Raw genomic sequence first — 15,402 nt, forward strand, 5'->3', positions numbered from 1 at the left:
CTCGCCATTGCAGGCCTGAAATCGCGTTTCAGGGATGAAAACATCCAACGAATTCAGGCGGTTGGTTTTTTCATCCATGAACGGGGCCGAAATCGGATCTGACCTCGTACCGCGAGGCTGGGTGAAGGCCTACCGGGAGGTTATTCGCGGGCGCCCGCGGGCGGACGGAGGTTGAGCCGCTTCATCTTCCGCCACAGCGTGGTGGAGGAGACGCCCAGCTCGTCCGCGACGCGGGTGAGGTCCACGCCGTGGCGCTCCAGGGCCTGGACGATGGCCCGGCGCTCCGCGTCCTCCACCACCTCCGCCAGCGTGGGGCCCGTGGCCTCCGCGCTGGTGGGCCGGGCGTCAGCGGGTGGCGGCTGGCCCGTGGCCTCGGACGGGGCGGTGGTGTCGGGGAGCACGCGGCCCTGGGGGCGCAGCGGGAAGTCCTCGGGGAGCAGCTCGTCGCCCTCCGCGAGCGCGGCGGCCTGCTCCACCAGGTTCTCCAGCTCGCGCACGTTGCCGGGGAAGCGGTACGTCATCAGGTGCTCCACGGCGGCGGCGGACAGGCGCCGGGGCCGGGGGCTGCGGGCGTTGGCGCGCTGCAGGAAGTGCTCGGCCAGCGCGGGCACGTCCTCCAGGCGCTCGCGCAGTGGGGGCACGCGCAGGAGCACCACGTTGAGGCGGTAGTAGAGGTCCTGACGGAAGCGCTTCTCCTTCACCTCCAGCTCGATGTCGCGGTTGGTGGCCGCGGCGATGCGCACGTCCACGCGCAGCGCGGTGGACTCGCCCACGCGGCGCACCTCGCCGTCCTGGAGCGTGCGCAGCAGCTTGGACTGGAAGGTGGGGCTCGTCTCCGTCACCTCGTCGATGAAGAGCGTGCCGTTGTCCGCTTCCTCGAAGAGGCCCCGGCGCGCCTTCACCGCGCCCGTGAAGGCGCCCTTGGCGTGGCCGAAGAGCTCCGTCTCCAGCAGCGTTTCGCTGATGGCGGCGCAGTTGACGGGCACGAAGGGCTGCTTGTTGCGGCGGCTGTGCGCGTGGAGGGCGCGGGCCACCAGCTCCTTGCCCGTGCCGCTCTCGCCCTGGATGAGGACGGTGGCGTCGCTCTGCGCCACGCGCACCAGGCGCGTGGTGAGCTCGCGCATCGCCTGGCTGCGGCCCACCAGCGCGGACAGGCCGTGGCGCTCCGCGAAGTCCGTGGCCAGGCTGTCCACCGCCGCCTGGAGCTTGGCGCGCTCCAGGGCGCGCTCCACGCGGTAGAGCACCTCCCCTTCCTTGAAGGGCTTGGTGATGTAGTCGTACGCGCCCAGGCGCATGGCCTCCACCGCGCTCTCGATGGAGCCGAAGGCCGTCATCATGATGACCTGGAGGCGCGGGGCCACCTCCAGCGCGCGCTTGAGGAGCGTGAGCCCGTCCATGGGCTCCATCTTCAGGTCCGTGAGGAGCAGGTCCACGCGCTCCTTGCCGAGCACGCCCAGGGCCTCCTCGCCGGTGGCGGATTCGAAGATGTCGTAGCCCGCCTGCTTCAGGAGCAGCGCGGTGGTGGCGCGCATGTTGCGCTGGTCGTCCACCACGAGGATGCGGCCTCGGGGAACCGGGGTGGTGGCGTCGGTCATGAGAGGGACTGGGGCTGCGTGAGCGGCAGCCAGAAGGTGAAGGTGGTTCCGCGTCCGGGGGCGCTCTCCACGGCGATCTCGCCGCGGTGCTCCTCCAGGATGCGCTTCACCACCGCCAGCCCCAGGCCGGTGCCCTGGGCCTTGGTGGTGAAGAAGGGTTCGAAGACGCGGTGGAGCAGCTCCGCCGGGATGCCCGGCCCCTGGTCCATCACGTCGATTCTCAGCTGCTCGCGGCCGCCGTGCGTGTCCCGGCGCGCGTGCACCCAGACCTCGCCCCCCTGGGGCATGGACTGGATGGCGTTGACGGCCACGTTGAACAGGGCCTGTCGAATCTGCCGCCGGTCCATGGGGACGGTGGCGAGGCCGGGCTCCACCTCCACGTGGACGCGCACCGCGCGCTCCGTGGAGGCCTGCGCCCGCGCGGCTTCCAGCGCGTCCTGGAGCACGCGCAGCAGGTCCTCCGGCTGGAGCACCGGGTTGCGCGGGCGAGTGAAGTCCAGGAGGTCGGCCACCATGCGGTTGAGGCGGTCGCTCTCCTCCGCGACGATGTCCAGCAACATCGCGGTGTCGCCGCTGGGGCTCATGATGCGCCGGAGCGTGGCCACCGCGTTGAAGATGACGCCCAGGGGGTTGCGCACCTCGTGGGCGACGATGGCGGACAGCTCGCCCAGCGCGGCCAGGCGCTCGCGCTTCACCATCTCCGCGCGGGTGGCGGCCAGCTCCGCGTAGCTGGCCCACAGCGACTCGTAGAGGCGCGCGTTGGCGATGGACAGCGCCAGCTGGCCGCACGTGGCCTCCGCCAGCTCGATCAGCTCCGGGCCGAAGGGGCGCGGGCCGCGCACGTCGTCCACCAGCACCACGCCGATGAGCTCCTCGCGCGAGGTGAGCGGCAGGCCCAGCAGGGCCTTCTCCCCCAGCCGGTCGATGAGCACGGCGCTGACGGACACGCTCGCCGACGTGAGGTCCTCCACGGCGATGGGCTTGCGCTCCAGGGCCACGCGCGCGGCCAGGTCGTCGCTGTCCAGCGGCACCACCACCGTGCGGAACAGGTCGCGGTGGGCCGCCGACGCCGCCGCGCCCCGCAGCACCTTGGCCTGTTCGTCGTAGAGCAGGATGAAGCAGTTGGACACGTCCAGGAGGTGCACCAGGAAGTCGGACGCGACGTCCAGGATGCTCGCCGTCTCCAGCACGCCCGACGTGGTGCGCGCCAGGTCCAGCAGCAGGCGCGACTCCGTGAGCTGGCGCGCCGCCTCCGCGCGAAGGCGGCGCTGCTCCAGCAGCGTCACCAGCAGCTCCGCGAGCGTGGCCAAAAGCCGCGCGTCGCGCTCGTCGAAGGGGCGCTCCTTGCCGCGCAGCGCCTGCACCACGCCCACGCACTCGCCGCCCCGGGTGAGCCGCGCCGCCGTCCCGCTGCCGAAGCGGCCCTCGGACAGCGTCTCCAGCGTCCTGCCCTGCGCCTCCGACGACAGCACGCCGCCGTCCTCGCGCAGCGACGCGGCCAGGAGCACCCCGGTGGCCCGGGCCGCGTCCCCCGCCGTCATGCTCCCCTCCTCCAGCCCCACGTGGGCGGAGAGCCGGGGCGCCTGTCCCGGGTCGGAGGTGACGTGCAGCGACACCGCGCGGGCCTGGAGCAGCTCCGCCACGCGCGCGAGGAACGTCTCCGGCGGCGGGGGCACGGGCTGCGCCACGAAGCGCGCCATCTCCGCCACCGCCTCCACCTCCCAGCGGCTGCGCGCGCCGTCCGCCTGGAGGTTCGCGTCCGCCAGCGCCGCGCCCACCACCTTCGCGAACAGCGTCAGCACCGAGCCGTGCCGGGGCGCCACCCACGGGCCGGCCACCCACAGCACCTCCGACTGGGGCCCGCCCACCGGCAGGTACGCGTGCGTGGGCTGCGCCTGGTCCGCGCCGCCGAACACCGGCCGCCCGTCCGACAGCGCCTCCAGCGCCAGGTGCGAGTCCGCCGGCAGGGACACGCCGTCGCGCACCGCCAGCCGCGTGCCGTCCCAGCGCAGGATGCGCGCCCGGAAGCCCGCGGCCTCCAGGCCCGCCAGCGCCACGCGCCGCACGCCCTCCTCCGAGCGCGCGGACACCAGCCCCGCGGACGTGTCCACCAGCCGCTCCGCCACCACCAGCTCCATGGGCCGGTCCGACATCACCATGCAGCTGAGCAGCAGGGCGAAGCGCCCTCCCTCCAGTTGCAGGGGGTTGGCCTGGACGTACACCTCGCCCGGCGCGCCGTGGACGCTGAGGACCTTGTAGAGCTGCGGGCGTCCGTCCAGCGGCGCGCCCGTGGCCAGCCGCTGGAAGCGGTCCCCCATCCGGCTGCGGTCCTCCGGCTGCACGAAGTCCAGGAAGACGCGGCCCTCCACCTGGTCCAGGGGCAGGCCCAGGAGCCGCGCGTACGCGGCGTTGGCCACCAGGACGCGCCCCTCCGCCTCCAGCACCAGCATGGGCTGGGTGAAGGGCTCCACCAGGGCGCGCAGCTCCCGCTCGCTGTAGACCTTGGGACTCATCCGCGACGCAGCACCCGTTTGTCCCCCACCCTCAGCGTGACCTTCTCCCGGTCGAAGTACTCCGACAGGGGGATGGTGAACTTGCGGCTCTGGCCCACCAGTTCCTTGAAGCCCTGCGTGGTGATCTCCTTGTGGTCCTTCAGGTACGTCACCAGCCGGCCGCGCAAGTCCTCCAGCGCGCCCACGTCGAAGCACAGCTCCTCGCTCACCCGCACGCCCACGCCCGACGCCACCAGCACCTTCAGCAGCTCCTGCAGCTTCGCGGACGGAAGCGCCAGCTTCTGCGCCAGCTCCGTGACGGTGGGCGGCGCGAGCCCCGCCGCGGACAGCTCCGCGGACAGGCGCGTGCGTGCGGCCTCGTCGCCCAGCGTGAGCGTACGGCCCCGGCCCTGCAGGCGCACCAGGTCCTTCTCCGCCTCCACCGAGCCGGCGTCCACCAGCGCCTGCACCACGCGCTGGAACAAGCGCGCGTCCAGTTGGGCGGAGAGCCGCTGACGGAGCTCCTCGCGCGACAGGCCGTCGCGCATGGGCTCGCGCTCGTGGAACGCGGCGAGCAGCGCGAGCGAGCGCTGGCGCAGCCCCTCGAACACGTCCTGCGCCACGTAGAGCCGCCGGTCGCGGTCCACCAGCAGCACCTGCCCCTTCGCGCCCAAGAGCTCCAGCGTGCGCGCGAGCACCTTGGGCGACAGCCCCGAGCGGCCGAACAGCTCCGTCTGCGTGAGCCCCGCGTAGCCTGCCTGCCTGAGGAGCCACGCCAACTGCCCCGCAGCATCGGCTTCCAGGAGCGGCCGCACCACCGAGGACGCGCCCCGGCGCCGGCGCGGCGGCGTGATGGAGAGCACGCGCCCTCCAGCCACCGTGGCGCCCCGGCCCGGCAGCGCGCGCGAGCCGCGCAGGATGAAGCGCTGGCCGACGAGCGCCCCCACCGGAGACTCCAGCCGCAGCTGCGCGAGCCCCGTCTCGCCCGGCGCGAGCGAGTCCAGGTCCAGCAGCGCCACCGTGGCCTCCACCTGCGCGGTGCCCAGGTGCAGCAGCAGCTTGCGGCGCTTCGGCAGCGGCGCTTCCGCGGCGGGCAGCAGCGTCAGCTCCACGTCCAGCATGGACGTCTCCGGCAGCTCGCCCGCGCGCGTGAGCACCATGCCCCGGTGCACGTCCTCCATCTGCACGTCCGCCACGTTCACCGCGGCGCGCTGCCCCGCCTCCACGCGCGTCACCGGCTGCCCGTGCACCTGCACGCCCCGGACGCGAAAGGGGCCCGGCCGCGCGCCGGACGCCGAGGGCAACAGCGCCACCGCGTCGTCCACCGCCAGCGCGCCGGACAACAGCGTGCCCGTCACCACCGTGCCGAAGCCCTTGATGGTGAAGGCCCGGTCCACGGGGAGGAACGCGGGGCCCTCGGAGGGCCGCCGTGGCAGCGTGGCGCCCGCGCGGCCGAGCGCGGCCTTCAACTCCGGCAGCCCCGCGCCCGTGCGCGACGACACGGGCACCACGGGCGCGTCCTCCAGGAAGGTGCCGGCGGTGAGCGCGGCGAGGTCCGCCTCCACCAGCGCGCGCCAGTCGTCGCCCAGCGTCTCCAGCAGGTCCGCCTTGGTGAGCGCGACGACGCCCGCCTTCACGCCGAGCAGCCGGCAGATGTCCAGGTGCTCGCGCGTCTGGGGCATGACGCCCTCGTCGGCGGCCACCACCAGCACCGCCAGGTCCACGCCGCCCGCACCCGCGGCCATGGCCTTCACGAAGCGCTCGTGGCCGGGCACGTCCACCACCCCCGCCACCTGTCCGTCCGGCAGCGGCAGGTGGGCGAAGCCCAGCTCCAGGGTGATGCCCCGCCGCTTCTCCTCCGGGAGCCGGTCGGTGTCGGTGCCCGTCAGCGCCTTCACGAGGGACGTCTTGCCGTGGTCGATGTGCCCCGCCGTCCCGATGATCATCGCTGCGTCAGCGCCCTGGGCTTCAGGCTACGCCCCGGCCTTGTCCGGGTCGTCGTCGAAGTGCGCGTCGCCCATCACGGGCTCGTAGTCCCACGGGAAGACGAAGAGCGCGTCCGTGGACAGCCCCACGTGGTCCGGCGCGAAGCCCTCCGGCCGCGCGATGAGGCACGCGGTGCGGATCTCCTTCGCGCCCACCTTCTTCGCCAGCGCCGTGGCCAGCTCCAGCGTGTCCCCGCTGGAGGCGATGTCGTCCACGATGAGCACGCGGCGGCCCCGGATTTCCGTGGGCATCTCCTCGCTCACCTGCGGCTGGTTGCGCTCCTGGGTGCGCTCCGCCTTGTCGCGGCTGCGGCGGCTGATGCGCACGGGGAAGAACTCGCAGCCGAGCGCGCCCGCGAGCGCCCCGCCCACGAACACGCCGCCATGGGCCACGCCCACCACCGCCTGCGGCTCCCACGCCTGACGGATGGTGCGCGCCAGCTTCTGCACCTTACGGTCGAACTCCGCCCACGACAGCTCCACCACGCCGGTGGACTTGTGGCGGGACTGGTCGCGGCCGGTGGGTTGGCGCGGGGCCTCCACCTGGGGCGCCAGCACCATGTCATTGGGAATGGAGACCAGCTTCTCCGCCCCTTCCTTCTGGGCGGAGGAGGGCACGGCGGACTTCGGGGAAGGGTTGCGCTGGTCCTGGGACTTCGGCGGCGCTGCCCGCTTGATGGCCACGGCGAAAGCTCCGGGGTGTGAGGTGCGGCGGCTCCGTCATATCCCGAGCCCCGCGACCCCGCCACAACCGCCGCGCCTGCTCCCCTGGACGATGTGAGGCGCTGAATCATCCCCCCCGTGCCGGAGGGATGTCTGTCTTCAACACCGCGCCCCCGCCCCGGGGGCCGCGCTAGGCGGAGCCTTCCGTCAGCATCTGCTGGATCTCCGCGCCGGGGATGACATAGCGCGTCGTGCAGAACTGGCAGGTGGCCTCCGCCTGGCCTTCCTTCTCCAGCAAATCCTGGAGCTCCTCGCGGCCCATGGCGAGCAGCGCCAGCTTCACGCGGTCGCGGCTGCACGAGCAGGTGAAGCGCAGGGGGTAGCGGGACATGATCTCCAGGTCCGCCTCCGGCACCAGCGAGCGCAGGAGCGTGAGCGCCCCGTCGTTCGCGTGCGCCTGCACCGCCGTCTGGAACTGCGCCTTGAGCCGGGTGCCCAGGGCCTTGAAGGCCTCCCGGTCCCCGTTGGGCAGGGGCTGCACGAGCAGCCCCACCACCGTGGCGAGCGGATCCTCCTGGCCGTCCACCGTGCCGGGCAGCTGCGCCATCAAGAGGTGCGAGGGCACCTGATCCGACTGGTGGAAGTAGCGCTCCAGGTCCGCCACCAGGTCGAAGTGCTCCAGCTCCACGGACGAGCGGTAGTACTCGCCGCCGCCCTGGTCGCGCAGCACGGACAGGAAGCCCTGGTTCCCGAGCACCGGGCGCCAGTGGTACTTCCCTTCCGTCCCCACGTACTCCACCAGGGTGTTCTTCACGTAGCCGCGCACGACGCCGTTCGCGTCGCCGTCCACGAAGAGGCCGCGCAGGGGGCCGTCGCACTCCAGTTGCACGTTGATCCGGGAGTCCGTGCCCTTCCTCAGCGAGCCCATGAGGGCGGCGGCGGTGAGGCCCTGGGACAGCAGGGCGGCGGAGGCCGGCATGCTCTGGTGCGTGGCGCGGGCCTGGCGGGACAGGGCCCCGGTGGTGGCGAGGACGAGGCGCAGGTCCGACGCCTTCAACAATCCACTGACAAGCTCATCGGGCATAGGGCTGGTTAGCGTGCCCCACCCGTCCGCGCCCGCCAACGGAAGAGGGGCGGGGGCGGGACGCCCGCCTGGCGGCCAGCAGCCAGGGCGGGGGGATGGCATCGCCCGGGCTTATGAGTGGGTGTCTTGCGGCTGGCACGGCCGGGTGCGGAAGAAATCCAGCGGGCGTGACGGAACGGCTATAAACCGCCCGTTGGCCGTAGCACCCAGGCCCTGACTTGGGCTCGCGGGGGTCCTCACCCCACCCATCCGCGCGCCCCGCTGGAGACTCGATGAGCACCCAAGCCACCGCCGAAGCCATCACCGACCGGACGCCCCTCTTGAAGTCGCGGCTGGGGTCGTTCCTCGCCGTGGTGCCCCTGAGCATCTGGGTCATCAACCATCTGTGGGACAACCTGTCCGCCTTCTACGGCGCGACGGCCTGGGAAAAGTCGGTGACGGAGTACTCGAACCCGTTCGCCCAGGCGTTCACGTTCATCATCGTCATGCTGCCGCTGCTCATCCACGCCGCGTGGGGCGTGGTGCGCATGTTCAGCTTCAAGCCGAACCTGGGCGCGTACACCAACTACGGCAACGTCAAGTACATCGTCCAGCGCGTGGCCGCCGTGGGCGTGCTCGCGTTCCTGGGCGCGCACATCTGGCTGGCGTTCCTGCACCCGCGCCTGGTGGAGGGCCACGCGGAGCCCTTCGCGGACATCGCGCGGGAGATGCACTACCACGGCCCCACGCTGATGGTTTACCTGCTGGGCACGCTGGGCACCGCGTACCACCTGGCCAACGGCCTGCAGACCTTCGCCATGGGCTGGGGCATCCTCGCCAGCGACCGCTCCATGCGCCGCTTCGAGCCCATCACCATCCTCATCTTCCTCGTCCTGCTGGCCATGTCCTGGGGCACCATCTACGCCCTCTATACGGCGGGCGCGGCGTACGGCCCGGCGGGCCTGGACGTCGGCTGAAGCAGGCCTTGAAGGCGGAGCGCTCCACGCGGGAGCGCTCCCTGAAAACACGACCGGCCGCCCCTGACGTCCAGGAGCGGCCGGTTCGCTTTTCAAGGGGTGCGGCCCCAGGCGTCAGAACGGGATGTCTTCGTCCGCCGCGCCGCCGTGGTTGCCGCCCATGCCGCCACCGTCGTCCATGCCCATGGGAGGCGGCTGGCCGTAGTCGTCACGCCCCTGGGAGTAGCCGCCGTTGCCCTGCTGCTGCCGGCGTCCACCGCCATTGCTGGCGCCGCCGCTGTAGCCCTCACCGGCGTCACGGCCGCCGAGGAAGGTGACGGAGGTGGCGACGACCTCGGTGGTGTAGTTCTTCTTGTTCTCCTTATCCATCCACTCGCGCGTCTGCAGACGGCCTTCGACGAAGCACTGCCGTCCCTTCTTGAGGTACTCGCCGCACAGCTCCGCGAGCTTTCCCCAGACGACGATGCGGTGCCACTCGGTGCGCTCCTGCTTCTGGCCGTTCTTGTCGTTCCAGCTCTCGCTCGTCGCGATGCGGAAGTTCGCCACGGCCTGACCGCCCGGGGTGAAGCGCACCTCGGGGTCCGCCCCGAGATTGCCGATGAGAATGACCTTGTTCACGCCTCCAGCCATGTTTCCTCCCGATACCTGACCCCTCTAGGGCCAGGAACAAACCTCCGGGGCCACACGCCCCGACAGGTCCTTCAGCCCATAGCATCCACCACTGACATTCCCCCGGCCACAAAACGGCCAGGGCCGGTGCGCACGGACGCCTGCCTGCTCCCCGGCCAGGAAGCGCCAGGGATTCCGGGGGTTTGGGAGAGATGGGAGGGACCGGGAAGGAAAGTCCGCCCGGACGGCCGGCGTCCGGGCGGAGGGCGCTCACTGGAGCGGACTACCCACCCGGGCGGAGGACCCCGGAGGCAGGGACCACGTTGGGCGTGGCGGACGCGGGGGCGACCACCTGGACGGGCTGGGCGCGCTGGGAGGTCCGGGCCTCGGCCGTCTTGGTGGTGAGGGTGGAGTCCAGCCCCTTGGCGAAGGCGACGAGCTGCGGGTCGGTCCCGCCGGAGCCCAGCTTGCGCAGGGACTTCCAGAACGGGTGCGTGGTGTCACCGGTCTTCACCAGGCCCTGGGCCAGCAGCGGCACGGTCGCGTCGCGCTCGGCGGGGCTCGCGGCGCGCAGGGTGGTGACCAGCTCTTCCGGGGCGGTGCGGGCCACTTCGCCCAGGCCGTCCACCAGCTCCTCCTGCGCCTGCGCGTCCTGGGCGACGCCGGCCGCGCGACACAGCTCCAGCACGCGGGCCATGGCCTCCGTGTTTCCGCCGGAAGCGAGCTCCACCATGCTGCTCACGCCGGGCACGCCCACGGACAGGGCGCGGGCCACCTGGCGCAGGCGGCCGTAGACGTCATCCGTGGCGGAGTAGCTGTCCAGCAGCGTGCGGGTGCCCAGGTAGTCGTGCGGGTTGGACTGGTAGAGGCTCTCCGCCAGCACGGCGCGCACCGCGGGGTCGCGCTCGCTGCGCCACGCGGTGCGCAGGAAGCCGATGTTGCGTTGGTCGCGCTGCTTGCCCAGCTCCAGGTACGTCTTCACGCGGTTGGCGATGTCCGGCAGGCCGGACTGGGGCTTCTGGCCCTCATTGAGGGAGGCCAGCGCGTTGCCCGGCCCCAGCGTGGAGCCGGTGGCGGCGACAGCGGCGCCCAGCGCGTCCATGCCCGCGACGACGGGACCGGCGCGGCCCGCGTAGTCGTTGACCATGATGGAGAAGGAGAACTTCTCTCCGCCCGCGGACTGCACGTAGCCGCTGAGCGCGGAGACGCCCTCCAGGGTGCCCGTCTTGGCGCGCAGCCGGCCCACGGCATCCGTGCCGTCGAAGCGGTACTTGAGCGTGCCGTCCTTGCCGGCGATGCCCAGCGAGGACAGGTACTCCGGGGCCAGCGGGAAGCGCTCGTACATGTGGCGCAAGAGGCGGTCCACCTGCGCGGTGGAGAAGCGGTTGGCGTCGTTGAGACCGCTGCCGTTCTTCATCACGTAGGTGCCGCGCGGGATGCCCACGTCGCGGTCCAGGAACTCCTCCACCACGTCGATGCCCTTGGCGAACGAGCCCGGGGCGCCGCGCAGCTCCGCGCCCATCGTCTTGAGCAGCGTCTCCGCGACGAAGTTGCTGGAGAGCTTGTTGAGGCGCTTGAGGACGATGTCGAACGTGTCGGACTGGGACACGTGCACGACCTTGGCGCGCGACGGCGTCAGGCCCTGCTTCACCTTGCCCTTCACCTTCACGCCGCGCGTGGTGAGCAACTGCTTGAGCGAGCCGCCGAAGTACATGGGCGGGCTGTCGATCTTCTTCCAGACGCTCACGGCGCCGCGCTCGTCGGGGACCTGGCCCTTGACGATGATCTTCTGCTTCTCACCGAACGCGTCGGACTTCACGGACACGCGCCGCGCGCGGCCGGGGCCGCTGGTGACGGAGCTGTCCACGACGAAGAAGTCGCTGGGCGGCTCCATGTCCACCACGGCCTTGCCGCCGGGGGCGGAGCGCACGTAGACGGCCACGGCGTTCCAGTTGAGGCTCACCGCGCCGGTGGGCGCCATGTACGCGCGGTCGGAGTCCTCCTGGTCGTAGCCGGGCGGCGTGCGCTCGGGGTCGAACCAGGAGTCGTCCACGACGATGTCCTGCACCTCCTTGAGGCCCGCGTGGAGCAGCTCGGAGGTGATGCCGTAGAGGCGCTCGGTGGTGATGGTGGGGTCACCCTTGCCGCGCACGTAGAGCGTCTTGACCTTGCCGTCGGCCGGCAGCTCCGGCTCGACGAGGAACTCCGTCTCGTAGCGGAACTCCGGCCCCAGCGCGACGAGCGCCGCGGAGGACGTGATGAGCTTCACGTTGGAGGCGGGGTTGAGCAGCTCGTCCGCGTTGTGGCTGAACACCACGGAGCCGTCATCCAGGCTCTGCATGTGCACGCCGACGCGGCTGCTCTTGAGCGCGGTGCGCTGCATCACCTGAACGAGCGCGTTCTTCAGCGCCTCGCGTTCAGCCTTTTTGTCGGCGGACGGCGACGCGGCCAGGGTGGCGGAAGGCAGCCACAAGGCAATGGCGGTCGCTGCCCAGAAGGGTCTGGTTCGAAAAACCTGCACGCACGCTCCGGGGAAGTCGCGATCCATTATGAAGAAGGGACGAAAGGGGCGGCAAGGGTGGGGGGTGGATGCTCGGCCGCCGTTACCCTGCCCGCCTGCCTGCTTCCTGGAAACAGGAAGGAGGCTGTCGCAGCATGGAGGCTCCGCCTGACATCCACCTCGTGACAGACGCCATGCCTCCCCTGCCCCTCCGTGCCGTCCGGGTGTTCGTCCTCGCGCTGGCGCTGGTGCTTGACTCCGGCTGCCGCGCCCCGGCGCCGCCCGCGGGCATCACGGTGTTGCTGGAGGCCCCACCGGACAGTCTGGATGACCGCTTCGCCCTCACGGCCCATGGACAGCGGCTGGCGCAGCTCATCAGCCCGGGGCTGCTCACCTTCGACGACGCCAGCCGACCGGTGCCGCAGCTGGCGGAGTCCTTCCGTGACGTTTCCGCGACGGTGGTGGAGTTCGTCCTGCGTCCGGGGCTCACCTTCCATGACGGCACCGCCCTCACCGCCGAGGACGTGAAGGCCACCTTCGACGCCCTGCGGGACCCGAAGCTGGGCAGCCCCAAGCGCGAGCGGTACGAGCCGGTGGACCGCGTGGAGGTGGTGGATGCGCGCACGGTGCGCTTCCACCTGAAGCGGCCCTATGCGCCGCTGCTCGCGGAGCTGTCCGCGGCCATCCTGCCTTCCGAGCGCGTGGGGCCCGGGGGCATCGAGGCGCAAGGGGCGCATCCGGTGGGCGCGGGGCCGTTCCGGTTCGAGTCGTGGCCGGACGAGGAGCACCTGACGCTGGTGCCCTTCGAGGGCTGGCATGGCGGGAAGCCCGCCGTGTCGCGGCTGACGTTCCGGGTGGTGCGGGACGAGACGACGCGGGTGCTGGAGCTGCTCAAGGGGCGGGCGGACCTGGTGGTGAACAACGTGTCCCCGGCGGTGCTGCCCGCGCTCCGGGAGGCGCCGCACCTGCGCGTGGTGACGAAGCCGGGCACGGGCTTCACGTACCTGGGGCTCAACCTGCGGGAGGGGCCGCTCGCGGACGTGCGCGTGAGGCAGGCGCTGTGCCACCTCATCGACGTGCGTCCGCTGGTGGAGCACAAGCTGCACGGGCTGGCGGAGCCCGCGTCCAGCATGCTGCCTCGTGAGCACTGGGCGTTCACGGCCACGCCGGGGTGTGGCTATGCGCCGGAGGAGGCGGCCCGGCTGCTGGACGCGGCGGGGTATCCGGATCCGGATGGGCCCGGAGGGAAGCCCCGGTTGTCCTTCACGTTCAAGACGAGCACGGACCGCTTCCGGCGCGCGGTGGCGCTGGTGCTCGAGGAGCAACTGGCGAAGGGCGGCGTGGCGGTGGAGGTGCGGGCGCTGGAGTTCGGGACGTTCTTCGAGGACGTGCGACGGGGACGCTTCGAGTTGTTCACGTTGAAGTGGGCCGCCGTGATGGAGCCGGACCTGCTGCGGGGCGCGTTCCATTCCGCGAACATCCCCGGGCCGGAGAACCACTGGGGCGGGTTCAACCGGGGCGCGCTGAAGGATCCGGCGCTGGACCGCGTGCTGGACGCGGCGACGCAGGCGTCGAGGGAGGAGCGGCGGACGCTGTACGCGGAGGCACAGCGGGAGCTGGACACGGACCTGCCCGTCATCCCGCTGTGGCACGAGGCCAGCGTGGCGGTGGTGTCGTCGCGGCTCGCGGATTTCGAGCCCAGCGCGCATGGATTACTGCTGCCGCTGGCGAAGGCGCGCGAAGTGACGCCATGAGCCGGCGATTGGTGTCCGCGCTCATCGCGATGGTCGGGGCGCTGCTGCTGGTGTCGCTGTTCCTGCACCTCGTGCCCGGGGATCCAGTGGACGTGATGCTGGGGGAACAGGCCACGCAGGTGGACCGTGCGGCGCTGCGGCAGGCCGTGGGGTTGGACCTGCCCTGGTACGCGCAGCTCTGGACGTTCGCTCGCGACCTGGCCACCGGGGAGCTGCGCACGTCGCTGCCTCCGTTCCAGCGCAAGGTGCTGCCGGCCCTGGGCGCGGCGCTGCCGTACACCCTGCTGCTCACGGTGGCGGCCATGGCCGTGTCCCTCTTGCTGGCGCTGCCCCTGGGTGTGATGGCGGCGGCGCGGCGTGGAACTCCGGTGGACGCCGCGGCGATGGGCGTGTCCGTCGCGGGCGTCGCCCTGCCCCGCTTCTGGCTGGGACCGGTGCTGATCATCCTCTTCGCGCTGAAGCTGGACTGGCTGCCCGTGTCCGGCGCGGAGTCGTGGCGGCACCTGGTGCTGCCCGCGTTCACGCTGGGCACCGCGCTGGCCGCGTTCCTTGCCCGGATGACTCGCGCCACGATGCTCGAGGCGCTGCGCGAGGACTACGTCACCGTGGCCCGGGCCAAGGGCCTGTCGCCCCGCGTGGTGCTGTGGAAGCACGCGTTCCGCAACGCGCTGCTGCCGCTGGTCACCGTGCTGGGCCTGGAGTTCGGCGCGCTGCTGGGCGGCGCCATCGTCACGGAGAAGGTCTTCGCGTGGCCAGGCATGGGCACGCTGCTGCTCACCGCCATCGAGAAGCGCGACTACAACACCGTGCGCGCCACGGTGCTCCTCTTCACCTTCTGCTACGTCCTGGTCAACACGCTCACCGACCTGGCCTATGCGTGGGTCGACCCGCGCGTGCGGAGGCGCTCATGAGCGCGGCCCAGCGCTTCCGCCCGCACTCCTGGGGCGCCCGGTTCGGGCTCGCCGTCGCGTGCCTCTGGGTGTTCACCGCGCTGTTCGCGCCGTGGCTCAGCCCCCACTCGCCGGACGCCATCGACCTCACGCGCGAGCTGTCGCGCCCGACCTCCGGCCACCTGCTGGGCACGGGCGAGAACGGCATCGACGTGCTCACCCACGTGCTCTACGGCGCTCGCGTGTCGCTGGAGGTGTCCTTCTTCGCCGTGGTGCTGTCCGCCGCGGTGGGCATCACGCTGGGCGGCATCGCGGGCTATGCGGGCGGGCTCGTGGACGAAGCGCTGATGCGGCTGGTGGACGTGCTGCTCGCGTTCCCCGGCATCCTGCTGGCGCTGTTCATCACCGCCGTGCTGGGGCCCAGCCTCGCCAACGTGGTGTTCGCGCTGTCGTTCACGGGGTGGACAGGCTACGCGCGGCTGACGCGCGGACAGGTGCTCACCCTTCGCGAACGCGACTACGTGCAGGCCGCTCGGGCCCTGGGCAGCGGGCCGGGCCGCATCCTCGTGCGGCACCTGCTGCCCAACGCGGCGGGCCCGCTCCTCGTGCAGGCGACCTTCGCGCTGCCGGGCGCCATCGTCGCGGAGGCGTCCCTGAGCTTCCTCGGGCTGGGCGTCCCTCCGGGCACGCCGTCATGGGGGGCGCTCGTGGACCAGGGGACGCAGTACCTGCTGGTGGCACCTCACGTGGCCCTCTTCCCGGGCATCGCGCTGGCGCTCACCGTGCTGGGCTTCAACCTGCTGGGCGATGCGCTGCGCGACGCGATGGATCCGCGCCACGAGGGCCGGTGACTTGAAGGCCTCGGGCGTCCCTG

General features: G+C 71.8%; 11 protein-coding genes. 4 read left to right on the plus strand and 7 right to left on the minus strand.

The window, feature by feature from the left end; genetic code table 11:
- Window positions 1-140: 140 nt before the first annotated feature.
- The 5 genes from JYK02_RS16835 to JYK02_RS16855 form a co-directional block, all read right to left on the minus strand.
- A complete protein-coding gene (locus tag JYK02_RS16835; RefSeq protein ID WP_207052278.1) occupies window positions 141-1,595 on the minus strand; it encodes a sigma-54-dependent transcriptional regulator in 1,455 nt (484 codons plus the stop codon).
- Window positions 1,592-4,108, minus strand: coding sequence for an ATP-binding protein (locus JYK02_RS16840; protein WP_207052279.1), 2,517 nt, complete (start codon window positions 4,106-4,108; stop codon window positions 1,592-1,594). The genes JYK02_RS16835 and JYK02_RS16840 overlap by 4 nt, the downstream gene beginning before the upstream one ends.
- Window positions 4,105-6,033, minus strand: coding sequence for a selenocysteine-specific translation elongation factor (gene selB, locus JYK02_RS16845; RefSeq protein WP_207052280.1), 1,929 nt, complete (start codon window positions 6,031-6,033; stop codon window positions 4,105-4,107). Before selB ends, JYK02_RS16840 begins: the two co-directional genes overlap by 4 nt.
- A gap of 27 nt (window positions 6,034-6,060) precedes the next feature.
- The gene (locus JYK02_RS16850; RefSeq protein ID WP_207052281.1) at window positions 6,061-6,756 is read right to left on the minus strand and encodes a phosphoribosyltransferase family protein; all 696 of its coding nucleotides are present in this window, start codon (window positions 6,754-6,756) and stop codon (window positions 6,061-6,063) included.
- A 169-nt stretch (window positions 6,757-6,925) separates the two neighbouring features.
- The gene (locus JYK02_RS16855) at window positions 6,926-7,819 is read right to left on the minus strand and encodes an Hsp33 family molecular chaperone HslO (protein ID WP_207052283.1); all 894 of its coding nucleotides are present in this window, start codon (window positions 7,817-7,819) and stop codon (window positions 6,926-6,928) included.
- 272 nt (window positions 7,820-8,091) lie between these two features.
- Here JYK02_RS16855 and JYK02_RS16860 point away from each other — a divergent pair, with 272 nt between their 5' ends.
- Window positions 8,092-8,775, plus strand: a complete 684-nt coding sequence (locus JYK02_RS16860; RefSeq protein WP_207052285.1) for a succinate dehydrogenase — start codon at window positions 8,092-8,094, stop codon at window positions 8,773-8,775.
- A 114-nt stretch (window positions 8,776-8,889) separates the two neighbouring features.
- On the opposite strand, the gene JYK02_RS16865 is transcribed toward JYK02_RS16860, so the two are convergent.
- Both JYK02_RS16865 and dacB read right to left on the minus strand, forming a co-directional pair.
- On the minus strand, window positions 8,890-9,405 hold the full coding sequence (locus tag JYK02_RS16865; RefSeq protein WP_207052287.1) for a single-stranded DNA-binding protein: 516 nt from the start codon (window positions 9,403-9,405) through the stop codon (window positions 8,890-8,892).
- 262 nt (window positions 9,406-9,667) lie between these two features.
- Window positions 9,668-11,905, minus strand: coding sequence for a D-alanyl-D-alanine carboxypeptidase/D-alanyl-D-alanine endopeptidase (gene dacB, locus JYK02_RS16870; protein WP_207052289.1), 2,238 nt, complete (start codon window positions 11,903-11,905; stop codon window positions 9,668-9,670).
- A 134-nt stretch (window positions 11,906-12,039) separates the two neighbouring features.
- On the opposite strand from dacB, the gene JYK02_RS16875 reads away from it, so the two are divergent.
- The 3 genes from JYK02_RS16875 to JYK02_RS16885 are packed head-to-tail and all read left to right on the plus strand — an operon-like array spanning window position 12,040 to window position 15,379.
- On the plus strand, window positions 12,040-13,638 hold the full coding sequence (locus JYK02_RS16875) for an ABC transporter substrate-binding protein (RefSeq protein ID WP_207052292.1): 1,599 nt from the start codon (window positions 12,040-12,042) through the stop codon (window positions 13,636-13,638).
- Entirely contained in the window at window positions 13,635-14,549 is a 915-nt protein-coding gene (locus JYK02_RS16880) for an ABC transporter permease (RefSeq protein ID WP_207052295.1), read from the plus strand. The genes JYK02_RS16875 and JYK02_RS16880 overlap by 4 nt, the downstream gene beginning before the upstream one ends.
- Window positions 14,546-15,379, plus strand: coding sequence for an ABC transporter permease (locus JYK02_RS16885; protein WP_207052297.1), 834 nt, complete (start codon window positions 14,546-14,548; stop codon window positions 15,377-15,379). The genes JYK02_RS16880 and JYK02_RS16885 overlap by 4 nt, the downstream gene beginning before the upstream one ends.
- The last annotated feature ends 23 nt before the right edge of the window (window positions 15,380-15,402 follow it).

It is taken from the genome of Corallococcus macrosporus, from assembly GCF_017302985.1.
Taxonomy (GTDB): Bacteria; Myxococcota; Myxococcia; order Myxococcales; family Myxococcaceae; genus Corallococcus; species Corallococcus macrosporus_A.